Source organism: Kitasatospora sp. UYEF31, assembly GCF_057291755.1.
Genome location: NZ_JBXAWK010000006.1, coordinates 119602 through 136239, shown reverse-complemented (window position 1 = coordinate 136239; position 16638 = coordinate 119602). Strand labels below are relative to the sequence as shown.

Below are 16638 nucleotides of genomic sequence, written 5' to 3'. Positions count from 1 at the left end.
CGGGCGGGGAATGAGTGACCTGGTCAAGTACCGTGGCGCGCATGTCCGACGTCCCGCGCCTGCTTTTCATCTGCACCGGCAACGCCACCCGCTCTGTGCTGGCCGGGGCCCTGGCCGCCGCCGCACGTCCCGAGTGGGCCGTGGAGACCGCCGGGACCTTCGTCGTGGAGGGCCAGCCGATGAGCTGGCGCACCCGGCGCGGCTTCGAGGAGATCGGCCTGGCAGTGCCGTGGCACCGGAGCCGGCAGCTGACCGAGGAACTGCTCGTCGGGGCGGATGTCATCGTGGCCCTGGCCTGCGAACACGTGCACTACATCCGGCGGAACCACCCGGCCGCCGCACCCCGTACGGCCACGTTGAAAAGGTTGCTCCAAGACCTCCCGCCCGGGGCCGGAAAACTGCCGGAACGAATCGCCCTCCTCGACTTGGCGGACATCCCCCTGGACGACTCGTGGGAGGACGTGGTGGACCCCGGCGGCGGCGAGGTGGAGGAGTTCACCGCGTGCGCACGGGAGCTCGACGCGCTCCTGGCGGAGCTGCTGCCCCGGCTCGGCTGAGCCGACCTACCGGCTCCCCCGTACCCTCCTGTCTGTGGACAACAAGGACAATCTCGCAAGCCTCAGCATCATCGACTCCTGGCCCTGCACGACCACCGCCGCTGTGGTGGTCGGCAAAGACGGCACCGTGCTGGGCTCGCACGGCCCCACGGGGCGGGAATTCGCGCTCGCGTCGGTGACCAAGCTGCTCACCGCGTACGCCACCCTGGTCGCGGTCGAGGAGGAAGCAGTCCTCCTGGATGACCCCGCGGGCCCGGAGGGCTCGACGATTGAGCACCTGCTCGCGCACGCCTCGGGCCTGGCCTTCGACGGGTACCAGCCGATCTCCAAGCCGGGCACCCGGCGGATCTACTCGAACACCGGCTTCGAGGTGCTCGGCCACACAGTCGAGGAGGCCACCGAGATCCCGTTCGCGGACTACCTCCGGCAGGCCGTACTCGAGCCACTCGGCATGACCTCCACCCGCCTGGAGGGCACCCCCGCCGCCGGCGGGGTGTCCACCGCGGCGGACCTGGCGAAGTTCGCCGCCGAACTCCTGAACCCGCAGGTGCTGGCCCCGCTGACCATCGCGCACGCGACCAGCGTCGCGTTCCCGGGCCTGGACGGTGTGGTCCCCGGCTACGGACGGCAGAACCCGTCCGACTGGGGCCTTGGTTTTGAGGTCAAGGGTACGAAGAAACCGCACTGGACCGGGATCACGAACTCCCCGGCGACTTTCGGCCACTTCGGGCAGCGCGGCAGCTTCCTGTGGGTCGACCCGGCACTGAACGCCGCGTGTGTGGTGCTGACCGACAAGGACTTCGGGCCGTGGGCCACCGAGGCCTGGACCCCGTTCAACGATGCGGTTGTAGCCGAACTCGCACAACGGGCCTGATCTTCCGTACGCCGCTGACCGGGTCATAATGAGACCCGGTCAGCGGATATCAACCAGTTTTTCTGACACGCCGTCAAAATCGTTACCCGGGTTTGACAGACTGCGCCTTGTCCGCCGCCCGCGCGGACGCGAGGGTACGTGACCAGGTCGGGCAGGCGCCTCACGGCCAGGCTCCACCCGCGCCGAACTAGCCCGACTGCACTGCCTTTTCCCCGTTGCAGTCGAAAGGCCTGGCGCATGCGTCCTTCTTCGCCCCTGTCCTCGAACACATCGTCCGCGAACACATCGTCACCGAACACATCGTCACCGAACACGTCGTCACCGAACACGTCGTCACTGAACACCCCGTCCGACGGCGCACCCGGGCTGTCGAACATCCTGGACCGCATGTCGGGGCCGGTACGCGCCGCCGCGCTGCGCAACATCGCCTCCCGCCGCTCAGTCCTGACCGCCGGGCTCGCCGTCGCGGGAGCCGGTGCGCTGGCGGCCTGCGGCACGTCGGGAACCGGCAAGAAGGCCGCCCCGGCCGGCGGCTCGGAAGCGCCCAAGGCCGCCGCCGCCGCGGCCGACAAGTCAGACAATGACAAGCTCGTGCGCTTCTCCAACTGGCCGCTGTACATCGACGTCGACGAGAAGGACAAGCAGAAGCGGCCCACACTGGCGGCCTTCACCGAGTCCACCGGCATCAAGGTCGACTACGTCGAAGACATCAACGACAACATCGAGTTCTACAGCAAGCTGCGCCCGCAGTTCGCCGCGGGCAAGGACGTCGAGCGCGACATCATGGTGCTCACGAACTGGCTTGCCGCCAAGGTCATCCGGCTGGGATACGCGCAGAAGCTGGACGCGGCGAACATGCCGAACGCGGTAAAGAACCTCGACCCGAAGTTCAAGCAGGCGAGCTGGGACCCCGGGCGCCAGTACTCCTACCCGTGGACCGAGATCGTCGCGCTGATCGCGTACAACGAGAAGGCCACCGGCGGGTACATCCCCAAGTCGGTCGACGACCTGCTGACCAACCCGAGACTCAAGGGGAAGGTCGCGCTGCTCAGCGAGATGCGCGAGACCGTGGGGATGACGTTGCTCGCCATGGGCAAGAAGCCCGAGACGGTCACCGACGACGAGTTCAAGGCCGCCGTCGCGAAGATCCAGAGCGCGGTGGACAAGAAGCAGATCCGGCGCTTCACCGGCAACGACTACATCCAGGAACTCGCGTCCGGCGACATCGCCGCGTGCCTGGCGTGGTCCGGCGACCTGATCCAGCTCCAGGCCGACAGCCCCGAGGTGAAGTACGTGGTGCCCGACACGGGCTACTTCACCTCCACGGACGAGTGCCTGGTCCCGGAGCGCGCTCAGCACAAGAAGAACGCCGAGAAACTGATCGACTACTACTACCAGCCAGCGGTCGCCGCGCAGCTCACCGCGTACATCAACTACCGCTCACCGGTAGCCGGGATCAAGGACGAGGTCGTCAAGTTGAACCCGGGCATCGCGTCGAACCAGCTGATCTTCCCAGACGCCGCGACGGCCGCGAAGGGACACGAGTTCCGGACGCTGACCGAGGACGAGGAAACGCGGTACGAGGACCTGTTCAGCAAGCTCATCGGCACCTGACCGTACTGGGTCCTGGATCTGAAGGATCGTCAATGAGCTTTGCAGTCAAGGCTGTTCCTGAAACACCCGAGCCACCGTCAGCGGCCAGGAGTCCGCGCGGCAACCGGGTCCCGTACCTCCTGCTGCTGCCCGGCATCGCCTGGCTGGTGCTGTTCTTCGCGGTGCCGCTGTTCTTCCAGGCTTCAATGTCGCTGCAGACCGGCACCCTGGAGACCGGCTACGTACAGACCTGGCACTGGTCCACCTACTCCGACGCATTGTCCGAGTACACACCGCAGTTCCTGCGCTCCATGATGTACGCCGGTGCGGCCACGGTCCTGTGCCTGGTGGCGGCCTATCCGCTCGCCTACACGATCGCGTTCCGCGCGGGCCGCTGGCGCAACCTGCTGCTCGTGCTGGTCATCGCGCCGTTCTTCACCAGTTTCCTGGTACGCACGCTGGCCTGGAAGACCATCCTGGCTGACGACTCGACGGTCGTGCACGTGCTGAACGCGCTGCGCATCACCGACGGCACCGCACTGCTCGGGCTGACCGAGTCGGACCGGGTCCTGGCGACCCCGCTCGCGGTGATCTGCGGACTGACGTACAACTTCCTGCCGTTCATGATCCTGCCGCTGTACGCGTCACTCGACCGGATCGACCCGCGGCTGCACGAGGCCGCGAGTGACCTGTACGCCCGCCCGTTCGACACGTTCCGGCGGGTCACACTGCCACTGTCGATGCCCGGAGTGGTGGGCGGCACGCTGCTGACGTTCATCCCGGCGTCGGGCGACTACATCAACGCCCAACTCCTGGGCACCACCCGGGAAACGATGATCGGCAACACGATCCAGAGCCGTTTCCTGCGGGTGCTCGACCACCCGACGGCGGCTGCGCTGTCCTTCATGCTGATGGCCGTGATCCTGGTGATCGTCACCGTTTACATCCGCCGCGCCGGTACGGAGGAACTGCTGTGACCGCGATCTGGGCCTTCCTCCGCCGGAACCTGGTGGTGTTCGCCGGACTCGGCACGCTGGTGTACCTGCTCGCCCCGAACGCCGTCGTGATGGTGTTCTCGTTCAACAAGCCCAACGGCCGCTACAACTACGAGTGGGAGCGGTTCTCGGCCGACGCCTGGAAGGACCCGTGCGGAGTCGCGGGGATGTGCGACGCGGTACAGCTGAGCCTGCGGATCGCTGTATTCGCGACTATCGGCGCGACGGTGCTCGGCACGCTGATCGCGTTCGCCCTGGCGCGCTACCGGTTCCGGGCGCGGGGCGCGGTCAACGCGATGATCTTCCTGCCGATGGCGATGCCGGAGATCGTGATGGCGGCGTCGATCGGGGTGCTGTTCCTGAACCTCGGTATCGACTTCGGCTTCACCACCATCCTGATCGCACACATCACCTTCTGTGTGAGCTTTGTGGTGACCGCGGTGAAGGCCAGGGTCGCCGGGATGGACCCGGCGCTTGAGGAGGCCGCGCGGGACCTGTACGCCTCACCCGTGCAAGTGTTCTGGCGGATCACCCTGCCGCTGGCCGCTCCCGGCATCGCGGCCGGGGCGATGCTCGCCTTCGCGCTCAGCTTCGACGATTTCGTGATCACCAACTTCACCGCCGGCAACGACGTGACGTTCCCGATGTTCGTGTGGGGCGCGGCGCAGCGCGGCACGCCGCCGCAGATCAACGTGATCGGCTCGGGGATGCTCGTGCTCGCGGTGGTGATCGTGGTGGCCGCCCAGGCCGTGGGCCGGAAGCGGGAGGCGAAGGCCTGAACCGCCGGGACCCGTGCGGGGCGGCACGGGGCCGGGACGAGGTGGCCGTTCCCGGGCCCGTGCCGCGCCGCACGGGCCCCGCGCCACGCACCGCGGGCAGGGCGCCGGTCGGCTACCGTCAGCGGGTGATCTTGTCGCTCTTCGCCGCCCTGGCCGCTGCCGCCTGTTATGGAGTGGGCACCGCCCTACAAGCCCTCGCCGCCCGCCGGACCGCCACATCGTCCGGACTGGACCCGCGCCTCCTGGGCCGGGTCATGAAACAGTGGCCGTTCCTGCTCGGCACGGCACTCGACTTCGTCGGCTTCGCGTTCCAGTTCGTGGCGTTGCGCGACTTGCCGATCTTCGCGGTGCAGGCAGCGCAGGCCGGCAACCTGGCGGTGACCGCCGTGGTGGCGATCCCGATCCTGGGGGCCCGGCTACGGCGGCCCGAGTGGGGGGCCGTACTGGCGGTGGTCGGGGGCCTGTCGCTGCTCGGCCTGTCAGCTGGTGCGGAAGGTGCGTCCGGCGCGGGAACGGGGTTCCGCTTCGGGCTGCTCGGGGCGGCTCTGCTCGTCGGCGTCGCGGGCTTCGCAGCCGCCCGGTGCGCGGAGCCGTGGCGGTCCCGCCTGCTCGGTCTGGTGGCGGGTCTGGGTTTCGGTCTGATCGCCTTGTGCGCGCGGGTGATCACCGATTTCGGCCCGGCCGATCTGGTACGGAACCCGGCCACCTGGGCGTTGCTCATCGGCGGCGCGTTGACCTTCCTGCTCTACGCGACGGCTCTGCAGGGCGGGGCGGTCACCGTGGTGGCCGCGTCAGTGGTGATCGGCGAGACGGTGCTGCCGGCGGCGGTGGGCGTCCTGGCGTTGGGCGATCACAGCCGCGCGGGTTTTGCTCCGGTGGCTGTGGGCGGTTTCCTGATCGCCGTCGTGGGGGCGATGGTGCTGTCCCGCTTCGGCGAGGGCGGGGACGGCTCACCCGCCAAGGCTGCGGCGGCCCGGCCGGAGGAGTGATTTCCGGATCGCGGGCCGCACGGGGCTGACGCGTCAGTTGCGGCAGCCGTACACGATCCTGATTTTGACCTTGCGGCTTTGACCTTGCGGCTTTGACCTTCAGGTTTTGACCTTCAGGTTTTGACCTTCAGGTTTTGACCTTCAGGTTTTGACCTTCGGTTTCTGGTCTTTCGACTTCCAGCGGACCGCGCGCGCTCAGTGTTCTTCGGGCTCGATCAGGTGGTAGTCGAGTTCGCCGACGGTGTGGGCGAGTTCAGCTGGGGTGTACACCGCGCCGTCGTAGACGAAGGCCGGTTCGACGGCGGTCTCGACGGTGCCGTCCGCGCCGCTTTCGACGACCACCACGGCCCAGGCCACCAGCGGGCACAGTTCCGGCTCCGCGCCCGCCCGGGTCACCTCGACGTCCCAGCCGGGCTCCGCCTGGCACAGGCTGACGACGCTGCGACGGGTGTAGCGCATGACTGGACTCCTCGTGCGGGCTGCTCGGCGCCTGGTTGACGCGGCGTCAGCACAGCTTATGGGTCCGCGCAGACAGCCGGGGCGACAGACGGCAGTGGGGCCGCCGGGGACGTACGTCACAGCGTCGGCCGTACGCGCGAACGGGTAGCGGATGCCTGGTGGGGAATGCCAGACGCTATGCCCGGGTTGTGTGACCGGGCCCCGCAACCGCCTCGACCGGACGAAACCGGCCGGTTCGGGCAACCAAATCCTTATAGGACGGAGAGCCATCATGGCGACGGTCACCTTGACCAAGGAGAACTTCGACGAGGTCGTCGGTGCCGGCGGTCTGACGGTCATCGACTTCTGGGCGGAATGGTGCGGTCCGTGCCGCCAGTTCGCCCCGGTCTTCGAAAAGGTCTCGAACCAGACCGAGCACGTGACCTTCGCGAAGGTCGACACCGAGGCCCAGCAGGAGCTCGCGGCGGCGTTCGAGATCCGCTCGATCCCGACGCTGATGCTGGTCCGCGACAGTGTTGTGGTCTTCTCCCAGGCCGGCGCGCTGCCCGAGGCCGCGCTGACCGATCTGATCGGGCAGGCCCAGGGCTTGGACATGGACGAGGTCAAGCGCAAGGTGAGCGCGGACCAGAACGATTCCACAACGACCTGACCTGCACAAACACCGTAATCCAAGATCCTGTTGCGCTCCGCGCGGGGCAGGCGTTTACTGGAATCAGTGGGAGGGGCCCGGACTCGAAAAGACGCGGAGAAGTGGTAGACCGCTTGCCACGCACCGCGCAATCAAAATCCGCGGAATGCGGATCGGGCCCCCTCTCCACTGCACGGAAGAACAGCACAGATGTAGCGCACAGTAGTAGTGGTATCGCAGACGGAAGGAGGACCTCGTCGCAGGACCGACCGTTCACGAGCACGACTACACAGAACGCAACACGAGAACCAGCAACACAAGAATCAGCAACACCGCAGAATCACACGGAACACCTGAAGGCCCGGCTCTCGTGAGAGAACCGGGCCTTCAGTCTGTGCCGCCGTGCGGGGCCCGTCCGCACCGACGTTGTGATCCAGTGACGGATGATCCCGACTTTCCGGGAGCATCCGTCACTGGATCACGACCGCTACGGACAGTGGGTCCCGGTCCGGGCGGCGGTCCGACGACGACGGGGCTTTCCCCTTGATCGAGGACACCGGTGGTCATGTGGCGATGGTCAGCGTAGTTGATCGTTGTTCGTAAGTGATCGGGCTCTGTTGGCCGAGGGCGGAGTGCCGTCGCCTGGTGTTGGGGAAACGCCCCAGTCACGAACGGCCCACCCCTGTAATCCCAGGGACGGGCCGTTCGTCGTACCGGGATAGCGGCATCCCGAGTACCGTTCTGATGTCAAGTCAGAACGGAGTCCACTATGCCCGGCACCACCGGCATTGGCACAGGCGCACGCATTGCGGCGTACCGACGACTGCACCGGCTCACCCCGGCGGGGCTGGCCGAAAAAGCGAACATCTCCTACAGCCTGCTGACGAAAGTCGAGTCCGGGAACCGGCCGGCTACACCGGCACTGGTCGCGGCGTGCGCGCGGGTGCTGGGGATAAGCGTCAATACCCTGCACGGTCAGCCCTTCATCTTCGACCAGGCGGAAGACCGTCTGGACGGTCCGCTCAACGATCTGCGTGTGTCCATCGACAACTGGGACACCCCGCTGGATGAGTTGCCCGTACGGGCGCTGGACGCTGTGGAGGGCGACGTCAGGCAACTGCTTCTCGTCCGTGGCAAATCCGACTTCGGGCAGGTCGCCGCCGCCGCCCCGGCGCTCATTGACGAACTGGTCCAGATTTCGCAGACCACCACAGGTCAGCAAGCCGAGGTTGCCCACCATTTTTTGGTGCACGTCTACCGGGCCGCGCATACGGTGGCCTATGGACTGGGGCTGACGGATCTGGCCCTGCTGCTGCTGGCCCGGATGGAGTACTCCGCGCAGCGTGCGGGCGACCCGTACCTGATGGCGTTGTACGGGTACCTGCGGGCGCAGACCTCGTTCTCCACCGGCCGGCACGAAGTGGGCCAAAAGATCGTCGAACGGGCCCAGGAAGACCTCGCGCCCGGCGTCAGCGCCGGAAACAAAACAGCGCTGTGCGTATCGGGGAACCTGCACCTGCGGACGTCGATCCTGGCCACGCGGATGGGCGACGGCGCGACGGCCCGGGGAGCGCTGGCCGAGGCGCGCGCCGTGGCCGAGCTCCTTGGCGGGGTGGAAATCGGCGGCGGGGTGGAGATCGGCGGCCACGTCATGTCGTTCGGGCCGACCAACGTGGCTCTCCACGCCGCGGCCGTTGAGATTGAATTGGGCGAGCACGGAAAGGCGCTCACCCTCGCAAAGAAGGTGCGCATCCCGGAGGGGTTCCCACCGTCCCGGGTGGGACACCACCACATCGACACGGCCCGCGCGCAACTGTGGACGGGAAAAACGGATGACGCGCTGGCCTCGCTCTTCAAGGCTAGGCGTATCGCGCCGCAGCAGGCGAAGTACCACCCCCTCGTGCGGGAAACCGTGGCCGGCCTGGTGCGATCCTCACGCAGTACGCCGGATACGTTGATCGGCTACGCCTCTTGGGTGGGCGTGCAGCTCTAGCCGCACCGCAGTACCGGGCCCGAACTTTCACGCCTTTCACAAGGTGTGAAAGTCCGGGCCCTTCTGCGTGACGATGCTGTCACTGACAGCATTTTTGATGCCAGGTCAGGAGAGGCAGGCATGTCCACTCCCCGCTCGTCCCGCCCCGAGGGGACATACCGGCCAGGCGGGCCCTCGGCCGTACTGGAGTGCGACAAGGAACCTCTGTCGCTCCCACAGCGCATCCCGGGGAAAGCGCTCCAGCGCCTTGCCCGATCGAGCCCGGCCAGTGGCTGGGCCGGCTGGTTCACGAAGCCCGGTGATCACCCGGTGGGGGCATCCGCTCCGCGGACCGACAGCAACCCCGAGTCGCGCGAGGAGAAATTCCCATTCACCCTGCGGGACTTCCGGCCCAGCCACCAAGACTGTGCGCGGTGGTCGGCAGTGGACTGGGACGTGTTCCTCAACCTGGGCGGGATCGCGTGACCAGGACGGACGTGACGGCCGTGCACACCCCGCTGGACTACCACTGGACTTTGCCCACGGTGGCGGTCTCCGTACCGCGGATTCGCCGGGCGGTGCGCGAAGCGCTGATCGCGTGCGGTCTGTCCCGTGACCACCCGCTGCTGGACGTCGCGTTGGTGGTCCTGAACGAACTGACGACAAATTGCGTCCAGCACACGGCGCTGCTCTCCGCGTACTTCGACGTGCGCCTGGTGGTCGAGGGCGGGCTCCTGACCCTCGCGGTCCACGACCGTCACCCCTACCGGCCGAGCGCCCTGTTCGTCGCCCACATGGACGGCCTGGGCGGACGGGGCCTGGCAATCGTCCGGGCCCTGGTGGACGACGTCGGAGGCAGCACCGCCGTACCGGCCGACGACGACGGCAGCGGGAACCTGTACGTGATCCAGGACGAGGACACCGGCCGGCCGACCGGCCTCGATGTCTGGGCCAGCGCCTACGTCCCCCCTGGCGCAGTCGTCATCAGCCTGGTTGATCTGAAGGATGATTGGCTCGTCGGCACCGATGCCGATGTCGACGCCGACGGACTCGCCGTTTTGCAGGAGGAAGTCGACCGGGTCTTCGCCGACCTCAGCTGACCGCCCGCCAGCTCGGCGCCACGGAAGGAACCCGGCATGAAGGAACCCCCCATGACTGACGCTGAATTCCGCGTTGTGCGGGAGCACCTATGTGCGGGAGCACCTAGGACTCACCGGCGACTGGCTCGCCGCGCACCTCAACGTCTCCCCCCGCACCGTCCGCCACTGGGAACAGGGCAAGTATTCAATCCCCGCCGGCGTGCGCCGCGAACTCGAAAACCTCGAAGCGCGCACCGGCGGATTTGTCACCGGCTGCATCAAACAGCTCCTCGACGTGCCCGACCCGGGGATTCTCACCTACCGCAACGACGACGAGTACCACGCCGCGCACCCCGAGATCCCGTTCCCTGCCTCCTGGCACCGGGCCGCCGTCGCCCGCGTCGCCCAAAAAGTACCGGCGCTCGCAATCGTGTACGCCGCGGCGGCACCGACGCCACTGCGGTGACAGTCCGTCACCCCACAAAGTCACAGGCCGCAGGCCAGTAGAAGCCCGGCGACCTGGACGTGATGGTTGTCCTGGACACCGGCTACGACGTTCCCCAAATTGCGTTCCTCCTCGCCGACCTGGCCGCCTTAAACCGGCACGCCGGTGCAGCTCGGTGGGCGTACAAAGGGTGCGACCAGAATGCGAGCGAAAGATGCGTTGAGGGCCGATTTTGCTGACAGAAGCCAGCGTTGACCTGGGAGTTTACCGGCATTTGATGCTCCCACCGCTATTTCATATTCTGGTATTACTCTTTACGAGCCAGCACTCGCCACCGTCAGCACGATCCCCACAGTCTCTTCTGCGGCATCGCCAGCCGTAAGCTGGTCCCATCCCCGCACCAAAGGGCACCCCATGACCCAAGAAGCCCGCCGCGCCCCGGACCGGGCGCCTGACCTCACACAGACGGTCGAGCAATGGCTGTTGGCCGGGAAAAAAACTTCACCGGCGAGGCTGAGCTGATAGCCACCGACATCGCTGTACGGGCCAGCAAAGAGCTGCTCCGCTCGTACGCCGACACGTGTGGGCAGTTCGACCCCGAATCGCTGTGTGATCTTGGTTTCGCCGCCCTACGGTGGTCCGGTATCGACCCGCACGGCCACTCTACGTGGGCCCTGCACCGAAAAGACTGCCCCGACTGTTGAGCTGAGATTCACTGAGTCTCAGCCGTTGCTGTAGCGCCCCGCACCCGCACCCACCGGGCGCGCAACGATGACGACGGCCCCCGACCGCAGTTCATCCCCCGTCCGGGCTGGAACTGAACGTCAGCCCAGGGCAGGATCGTTGCCATGCGAATTTTGGTGCTGGGTGGTACGTGGTTCCTCGGGCAGGCTGTAGTAGCGGGCGCGCTGGCCCGGGGGTGGGAGGTGTCAACGTTCAACCGGGGCCGGTCCGGTACAGACGCGGCCGGCGTCGACACGGTGCGCGGGGACCGTACGCAGACGGCCGACCTGGAGCGTCTGGCCGGTCACGGCCCGTGGGATGCGGTGGTGGACACGTCCAGCTCGCAGTTCCCGCCCCGGGACATCCTGCGGGCCACGCGCGCCCTGGAGACTCAGGTGGGCCGGTGGGTGCACATCTCCACCGTGTCGGTGTACGAGGGGTGGCCGAATACGCCGCTGACGGAGGCGTCTTCGCTGCTTGAGTGTCCGCCGGACGCTGACCGGACGTTCGGGCACACCGGCCCGGACGGAAGCCCGACCCTGTACGGCTTCCAGAAGGCCGGCGGGGAGGCTGCGGTGGTCGAGACGTTCGGCGAGCGGTGTGCGCTCCTGCGGCCCGGGGTGATCCTGGGGCCCGGCGAGTACGTGGGCCGTCTCCCGTGGTGGCTGACCCGCGCGGAGCGCGGCGGCCCGATCCTCGCCCCCGCGCCCGCCGGTCGGGTCATTCAGCCCGTGGACGTGCGGGACGTCGCCGCGTTCGCCCTGGACCAGGCGGCGGCCGACGGACCGGGCGTGTTCAACATCGCCCACCCCGACGGGATTACCTTCGCGGACTTCCTCACGGCCTGCCTGGACGTCACCGGCGGAGCGGGCCGCCCGGTGTGGGCGGACCCGGACGTGCTGACCGCGCACGGCGTCACACCGTGGACGGAACTGCCGCTGTGGCGCGAGCACCCCGGAGTGTGGGCCGTTGACGCTTCCCGCGCCGTGGCGGCCGGGCTGGACTGCCGCCCGACCGCCCAGACCGTACGCGACACGTGGAACTGGATGCGGGGCGGCGGGCACCCGGTGAAGCATCCGCGGTGGGCCGAGCACGGCATCGACCCGGTGAAGGAAGCCAAAATCCTCGCCGCGCTCGACCACACCTGACGACCACACCTGACGGCTACGCCTCCAGGGCAGACAGACCCCCGCCGGCGCCCAGTTGCGCCGGCGCGGACAGCCGGCTGAACTCCTCGATTCGTTCGCCGAGATCGACACCCAGGCGGGCGTTTTGGAATGGGTGGGCGGTGAGCGCCGACCGGAGCCTGAGCATGCGGTCCACCAGGGTGAACGCGCGCATCCCCGGGGGCAGCTCCCAGACGAGCGTCAGGGATTCCACTGCGCCCTCCAGTTCCCCGCTCAGGAGCAACGCGGAGGCCAGGTCGACGGATGCCTTGGCCTGCACCACCGGCGACCGGTCTGCCACCGGGCGCTGTGCGATGAGGTCCAGGGCCCGGCGGGCGTCGGCCTGCGCCCCGGGGCCGTCGCCCAGCAGCAGGCGACTGGTGGCGTTGGACATGGCCAGGCGCTCGTCGCCGAAGCCGAATTCGCCGCCCAGGTCGTGCAGGTCGTCGCGTTGTCCGCCGCGGTGTTCGACGGTGGACGCGATCAGGACCTGGTGCGCACGCGTGGCGTTGTTCAGGTACCCGTACGCGCGTGCTTCGATTGCCCACAGTCGTGTTCGGGCTGTATCGCCCAAACCGCCGAAGGCTTGGGCGCGTGTGACGTGCCGGACGGCTTCTGCCGGACGCCCACTGAGGTAGAGGCACATGGCGAGGAACCCCCCGGCGTATGCCTGCAAGGGCCCAAAGCGCGCGGTCTCCCCGTACAGGGCTGCTGCGCGTGCGTGGCGCATAGCGCCGTTCACGAATCCGAGGTCCAGTGCGGCGGCGGCCAACAGGGCGCACGCCTGCCCTGCGGCGACCAGGAGGTCCTGTTGCTGGGCTGGGACCTGGGTGCGTTCCCGCAGGTGTTCGGCCTGCTCACGCAGGCGGTTGGCTGCGTTGAACACGTCGAAGGGCGGCGTGTTCTTGTAACGGTCGGCCAGCGTGGCGACGTCCTCGCGCAGCTGGTCGATTGTGGTTTCGGAGACGGCTTGGGCGGCTGCGGATCCGGCTGCGTCGGCTGCATTTTGTGCGGTCATGTTGATCAGGCTTTCCAGGTCGAACGCGGGCAGGGCGGATGGGGTGTTGGATGCGTCGCCGGGCGGCGGCCCGAACAGTAGTGCGGCGTCGACGCCGAACAGGTGTTCCAGAACTCGACATGCGTCAGGCTTCGGCTTACGGATTTGTCCTGCGGTCCAGCGCCGGAACGTCATTTCGGCCACGGTGAGGTTTCGCGCCCCGGGGTTGTCGGGCCCGGAGAAAACCTGACGGGCCGCGTCCTCGAAGGCGCGCCGGAACCGCTCGTAAGTCCAGCCGCGCTGCTGCACCAGCACGTAAAGGAACGTTGGCGGGTCGCCCATTACGAACTCCTCATCTCGGAGGGCACCGGCTGCGGCAGACAGCCCCTCTCGGAGGAGATACCGCCCGGCGGCTTTCACGCAACGCGTTCTGAGGAAGTGGTACCCGTAACGCTACTCGGCGATACGAACGGCCGGAAACCGTACGGCGGATGGCACCCGCATGTCATGGCGGTGGTACCCGCTACAGGGCCACGCTGAGCGATGCCGCCCAGGGCTGCTGTTCCTGGATTGGCTGAATCCAGTGGCTGACTGAGGCCGCCGGAGTGCCCTTCGGAAAGGACAGGTATGGCAGCCGTGCGCACCCAGCTCCGTGGACTCTGCACGGAGAAGACGTCCCCGCCGGCCGGGCCCAATCCCAACGGGGAACTCCCCCGGCGCATCCCGGGGAAAGCGCTCCAGCGCCTTGCCCGATCGAGCCCGGCCAGTGGCTGGGCCGGCTGGTTCACGAAGCCCGGTGATCACCCGGTGGGGGCATCCGCTCCGCGGACCGACAGCAACCCCGAGTCGCGCGAGGAGAAATTCCCATTCACCCTGCGGGACTTCCGGCCCAGCCACCAAGACTGTGCGCGGTGGTCGGCAGTGGACTGGGACGTGTTCCTCAACCTGGGCGGGATCGCGTGACCAGGACGGGCGTGACGGCCGTGCACACCCCGCTGGACTACCACTGGACTTTGCCCACGGTGGCGGTCTCCGTGCCGCGGATTCGCCGGGCGGTGCGCGAAGCGCTGGTCGAGTGCGGTCTGTCCCGTGACCACCCGCTGCTGGACGTCGCGTTGGTGGTCCTGAACGAACTGACGACAAATTGCGTCCAGCACACGGCGCTGCTCTCCGAGTACTTCGACGTGCGCCTGGTGGTCGAGGGCGGGTTCCTGACCCTCGCGGTCCACGACCGTCACCCCTACCGGCCGAGCGCCCTGTTCGTCGCCCACGTGGACGGACTGGGCGGACGTGGCCTGGCGATCGTCCGGGCGCTGGTGGACGACGTCGGAGGCAGCACCGCCGTACCGGCCGACGACGACGGCAGCGGAAAGACGATCGTCGTCACCCTGCCCCTGTAGAACCCCGTAACCGCCAACTGGAAAGGACCAAGACGGTGAAGGCAGTGCCCGTGTCGGCCACCCCCTGGACCGGCCTGTTGACGACGGAACCAGAACCGGCGTTCGCCGCCGTTGTGTTGACCGTCGACCTGCCCGTCGAGCGTGCGTCCGTCGGCGAAGCCTGGAACGCGGCGCACCAGGCGGTGGCCAAGGCCCGCGTCCGGCCGCTGGAAAGGGCCGAGGCCATCGTGAAGATCGCCACCGGGCTGGTGGCGTACGCGGTGAAGCACAGCGAGGCGAGCATGGTCCGGCTGTCCGTGATCTCCTACCGCCCTGGGGCGTGGGAGGTCAAGATCTGTTGCCTTTTGATGCCCCAGCCGCTCCCCTACAGCTCCTGGCCGAAGCGCACGCCGGACGGCATCCACGCCGTCCTGGCACTGGCCACGGCCTGGAGTTCACACGTCGACGCCGGAGTCACCACCGTCGTCGCGGTCGTCGCCCCGCAGGTAGAGCCCGGCCCGCAGATCCCCCCGGCGCGCGTCACCCAAAGGACACCGATGCCGACGCCCGCGCTGACCGCGAGACGACTGGCCGCTCAGGCGATCCGACGCTGACACGGCCCCCCGATCCGCCGCCCGGCTCCGCGCCCCCACCGGAGCCGGGCGGCCTCCAGCCCCGTTGCCGAAGCGCCGACCGGGGAAACAACAAACGCGAATGAGGAGAACACCATGGGTGAGAAAAAGGGCAGCGACCACTCCGGCAAGCCCGACACCGCCGGGAGCGACGGGCACCGCGAGAAGCCGCCGAACCCGCCGAAGAAGGACGACAAGAAGAAGTAGGAGTATCCGATGACGGCGACGACGGCCAAACTCCTCGCGGAGCTGGACGCGAAGGACGCCATCCCCCCGGGGTGGCGGAACACAGTCGCAAAGGTGGACCGTGGCGGCTTCATTCCCGAGAAGTTCGGGGACTACGACTTCCAAATCGACCCGGGCGCATGGTGTGGCCGGGTGTACTCCGACACTTCGATCGTCATCCAGACAAACGACGGGCTGGACACCCCGCCGGGGGCGTTCGAGTTGCCGACGTCGTCGTCTTCGAAGCCCTCGGTGATGCTGGAGATGCTGGCCCTGACCGGGCTTGAGCCCGGCATGGGGGTCTTTGAGGGCGGTACCGCCACCGGGTACAACGCGGCGCTTGTCGCCCACAGGGTGGGCGACGGGAACGTCACGTCCGTGGAGTACGACGGGCTCCTGGCCCGGACCGCCGGCCAGAACCTGGCCGCCGCCGGATTCCACCCCAAGCTCCTGACCGGTGACGCTTCCGCAGGGCACGCGCAGAAGGCCCCGTACGACCGGATGCTCTTCACGTACACACAGCGGAGCCTCCACCGCGGGCTGCTGGATCAGGTCCGCAACGGAGGGCGGATCGTCACCCCGTTCGGGTCGTCGTACTTCGAAGGGTCGTATCTGGCCCTGGACGTACGCGATGGGGTGGGGATCGGGCGGTTCTCCGGCAATCCGGACTTCATGTGGGACCGCAACCAGCGGCCCCGCAGCGGGTTCGTCGGGGACCTCTACCACGGGGAGAAAGGCACCAAGGGGCGCACCCGCACCGCACCGCAGTACGTCCTGCAGACCGATCCGGCGTTCTACATCAGTCTGACCATCGGTGACGTGCGGTCCAGTTGGGTTCCCGCGCCGACGGGTGAGGACGCCACGCTGTGGTTGTTCGCCGATGACGCGAAGAGCTGGGCGCGGGTGGTGTACGCCGTGGATGCCACCGCCTACGTGGTGGAGCAGTACGGGCCGCGCACGCTGTGGGACGAAGTCCTGGCGGTCTACCGGGTATGGGAGCGTCTGGAGTCCCCGTCGCGTGACCAGTTCGGTATCACGGTGACGCCGCAGGGCCACCGGTTCTGGCTGGACGACCCGGAGGACGGGATGCTCACGTTGTAGCCCCCACCGCCCTCAGCCCTGGATGCCAATACCAAGGCTGAGGGC

Annotated in this window: 20 protein-coding genes; 17 read left to right on the top strand and 3 right to left on the bottom strand. The window is 67.8% G+C overall.

Annotated features, from left to right (window positions below):
- Positions 1-41: 41 nt before the first annotated feature.
- Together AC0Z36_RS05060 and AC0Z36_RS05055 are read left to right on the top strand one after the other, a co-directional pair.
- Positions 42-557 carry an arsenate reductase/protein-tyrosine-phosphatase family protein gene (locus tag AC0Z36_RS05060; protein WP_485461451.1) on the top strand — a complete coding sequence of 172 codons (516 nt, stop codon included), beginning with the start codon at positions 42-44 and terminating at the stop codon, positions 555-557.
- Between the two features lie 34 nt (positions 558-591).
- Positions 592-1431, top strand: a complete 840-nt coding sequence (locus AC0Z36_RS05055; RefSeq protein WP_485461450.1) for a serine hydrolase domain-containing protein — start codon at positions 592-594, stop codon at positions 1429-1431.
- A gap of 23 nt (positions 1432-1454) precedes the next feature.
- Here the strand turns inward: AC0Z36_RS05055 and AC0Z36_RS05050 are convergent, their stop codons facing one another.
- A complete protein-coding gene (locus tag AC0Z36_RS05050) occupies positions 1455-1808 on the bottom strand; it encodes a hypothetical protein (RefSeq protein ID WP_485461449.1) in 354 nt (117 codons plus the stop codon).
- Between the two features lie 10 nt (positions 1809-1818).
- Here AC0Z36_RS05050 and AC0Z36_RS05045 point away from each other — a divergent pair, with 10 nt between their 5' ends.
- From AC0Z36_RS05045 to AC0Z36_RS05030, 4 genes are all read left to right on the top strand, one after another.
- Positions 1819-3045 carry a polyamine ABC transporter substrate-binding protein gene (locus tag AC0Z36_RS05045; protein WP_485461448.1) on the top strand — a complete coding sequence of 409 codons (1227 nt, stop codon included), beginning with the start codon at positions 1819-1821 and terminating at the stop codon, positions 3043-3045.
- 32 nt (positions 3046-3077) lie between these two features.
- Complete coding sequence (locus AC0Z36_RS05040) at positions 3078-4001, top strand: ABC transporter permease (protein WP_485461447.1); 924 nt, start codon at positions 3078-3080, stop codon at positions 3999-4001.
- Positions 3998-4798 (top strand): ABC transporter permease, encoded by an 801-nt coding sequence (locus tag AC0Z36_RS05035; RefSeq protein WP_485461446.1) that lies wholly within the window; start codon positions 3998-4000, stop codon positions 4796-4798. Before AC0Z36_RS05040 ends, AC0Z36_RS05035 begins: the two co-directional genes overlap by 4 nt.
- A 125-nt stretch (positions 4799-4923) precedes the next feature.
- Complete coding sequence (locus tag AC0Z36_RS05030; RefSeq protein ID WP_485461445.1) at positions 4924-5787, top strand: hypothetical protein; 864 nt, start codon at positions 4924-4926, stop codon at positions 5785-5787.
- Positions 5788-5982: 195 nt separating this feature from the next.
- Here AC0Z36_RS05030 and AC0Z36_RS05025 read toward each other — a convergent pair whose 3' ends face one another.
- A complete protein-coding gene (locus AC0Z36_RS05025; protein WP_485461444.1) occupies positions 5983-6246 on the bottom strand; it encodes a hypothetical protein in 264 nt (87 codons plus the stop codon).
- Positions 6247-6517: 271 nt separating this feature from the next.
- Between AC0Z36_RS05025 and trxA the strand changes: the two genes are divergently transcribed.
- From trxA to AC0Z36_RS04990, 7 genes are all read left to right on the top strand, one after another.
- Positions 6518-6895, top strand: a complete 378-nt coding sequence (trxA, locus tag AC0Z36_RS05020) for a thioredoxin (RefSeq protein WP_485461443.1) — start codon at positions 6518-6520, stop codon at positions 6893-6895.
- 748 nt (positions 6896-7643) lie between these two features.
- Complete coding sequence (locus AC0Z36_RS05015; RefSeq protein WP_485461442.1) at positions 7644-8867, top strand: helix-turn-helix domain-containing protein; 1224 nt, start codon at positions 7644-7646, stop codon at positions 8865-8867.
- 120 nt (positions 8868-8987) lie between these two features.
- Positions 8988-9332, top strand: coding sequence for a hypothetical protein (locus AC0Z36_RS05010; RefSeq protein ID WP_485461441.1), 345 nt, complete (start codon positions 8988-8990; stop codon positions 9330-9332).
- Positions 9329-9946, top strand: a complete 618-nt coding sequence (locus AC0Z36_RS05005) for an ATP-binding protein (protein ID WP_485461440.1) — start codon at positions 9329-9331, stop codon at positions 9944-9946. The genes AC0Z36_RS05010 and AC0Z36_RS05005 overlap by 4 nt, the downstream gene beginning before the upstream one ends.
- 91 nt (positions 9947-10037) lie before the next feature.
- The gene (locus AC0Z36_RS05000) at positions 10038-10391 is read left to right on the top strand and encodes a helix-turn-helix domain-containing protein (RefSeq protein ID WP_485461439.1); all 354 of its coding nucleotides are present in this window, start codon (positions 10038-10040) and stop codon (positions 10389-10391) included.
- A gap of 455 nt (positions 10392-10846) precedes the next feature.
- Positions 10847-11074 carry a hypothetical protein gene (locus tag AC0Z36_RS04995; RefSeq protein ID WP_485461438.1) on the top strand — a complete coding sequence of 76 codons (228 nt, stop codon included), beginning with the start codon at positions 10847-10849 and terminating at the stop codon, positions 11072-11074.
- A 144-nt stretch (positions 11075-11218) separates the two neighbouring features.
- Entirely contained in the window at positions 11219-12241 is a 1023-nt protein-coding gene (locus AC0Z36_RS04990; protein ID WP_485461437.1) for an NAD-dependent epimerase/dehydratase family protein, read from the top strand.
- A gap of 16 nt (positions 12242-12257) precedes the next feature.
- On the opposite strand, the gene AC0Z36_RS04985 is transcribed toward AC0Z36_RS04990, so the two are convergent.
- Positions 12258-13598, bottom strand: coding sequence for an NsdA family TPR-like regulatory protein (locus AC0Z36_RS04985; RefSeq protein ID WP_485461436.1), 1341 nt, complete (start codon positions 13596-13598; stop codon positions 12258-12260).
- 285 nt (positions 13599-13883) lie between these two features.
- Here AC0Z36_RS04985 and AC0Z36_RS04980 point away from each other — a divergent pair, with 285 nt between their 5' ends.
- The 4 genes from AC0Z36_RS04980 to AC0Z36_RS04965 all read left to right on the top strand — a co-directional run bounded on the left by AC0Z36_RS04980 (position 13884) and on the right by AC0Z36_RS04965 (position 16593).
- Complete coding sequence (locus AC0Z36_RS04980) at positions 13884-14219, top strand: hypothetical protein (RefSeq protein ID WP_485461435.1); 336 nt, start codon at positions 13884-13886, stop codon at positions 14217-14219.
- Between the two features lie 11 nt (positions 14220-14230).
- Complete coding sequence (locus AC0Z36_RS04975) at positions 14231-14656, top strand: ATP-binding protein (RefSeq protein ID WP_485461434.1); 426 nt, start codon at positions 14231-14233, stop codon at positions 14654-14656.
- A gap of 35 nt (positions 14657-14691) precedes the next feature.
- Positions 14692-15249 carry a hypothetical protein gene (locus AC0Z36_RS04970; RefSeq protein ID WP_485461433.1) on the top strand — a complete coding sequence of 186 codons (558 nt, stop codon included), beginning with the start codon at positions 14692-14694 and terminating at the stop codon, positions 15247-15249.
- A 234-nt stretch (positions 15250-15483) separates the two neighbouring features.
- The gene (locus AC0Z36_RS04965; protein ID WP_485461432.1) at positions 15484-16593 is read left to right on the top strand and encodes a methyltransferase domain-containing protein; all 1110 of its coding nucleotides are present in this window, start codon (positions 15484-15486) and stop codon (positions 16591-16593) included.
- Positions 16594-16638 lie beyond the last annotated feature (45 nt).

Coding starts and splice junctions, on each gene's coding strand:
- AC0Z36_RS05060 (WP_485461451.1), top strand. CDS start 42: ATGTCCGACGTCCCGCGCCTGCTTTTCATCTGCACCGGCAACGCCACC.
- AC0Z36_RS05050 (WP_485461449.1), bottom strand. CDS start 1,808: ATGTTCGACAGCCCGGGTGCGCCGTCGGACGGGGTGTTCAGTGACGAC.
- AC0Z36_RS05045 (WP_485461448.1), top strand. CDS start 1,819: ATGTCGGGGCCGGTACGCGCCGCCGCGCTGCGCAACATCGCCTCCCGC.
- AC0Z36_RS05040 (WP_485461447.1), top strand. CDS start 3,078: ATGAGCTTTGCAGTCAAGGCTGTTCCTGAAACACCCGAGCCACCGTCA.
- AC0Z36_RS05025 (WP_485461444.1), bottom strand. CDS start 6,246: ATGCGCTACACCCGTCGCAGCGTCGTCAGCCTGTGCCAGGCGGAGCCC.
- trxA (WP_485461443.1), top strand. CDS start 6,518: ATGGCGACGGTCACCTTGACCAAGGAGAACTTCGACGAGGTCGTCGGT.
- AC0Z36_RS05015 (WP_485461442.1), top strand. CDS start 7,644: ATGCCCGGCACCACCGGCATTGGCACAGGCGCACGCATTGCGGCGTAC.
- AC0Z36_RS05010 (WP_485461441.1), top strand. CDS start 8,988: ATGTCCACTCCCCGCTCGTCCCGCCCCGAGGGGACATACCGGCCAGGC.
- AC0Z36_RS04995 (WP_485461438.1), top strand. CDS start 10,847: ATGGCTGTTGGCCGGGAAAAAAACTTCACCGGCGAGGCTGAGCTGATA.
- AC0Z36_RS04990 (WP_485461437.1), top strand. CDS start 11,219: ATGCGAATTTTGGTGCTGGGTGGTACGTGGTTCCTCGGGCAGGCTGTA.
- AC0Z36_RS04985 (WP_485461436.1), bottom strand. CDS start 13,598: ATGGGCGACCCGCCAACGTTCCTTTACGTGCTGGTGCAGCAGCGCGGC.
- AC0Z36_RS04980 (WP_485461435.1), top strand. CDS start 13,884: ATGGCAGCCGTGCGCACCCAGCTCCGTGGACTCTGCACGGAGAAGACG.
- AC0Z36_RS04965 (WP_485461432.1), top strand. CDS start 15,484: ATGACGGCGACGACGGCCAAACTCCTCGCGGAGCTGGACGCGAAGGAC.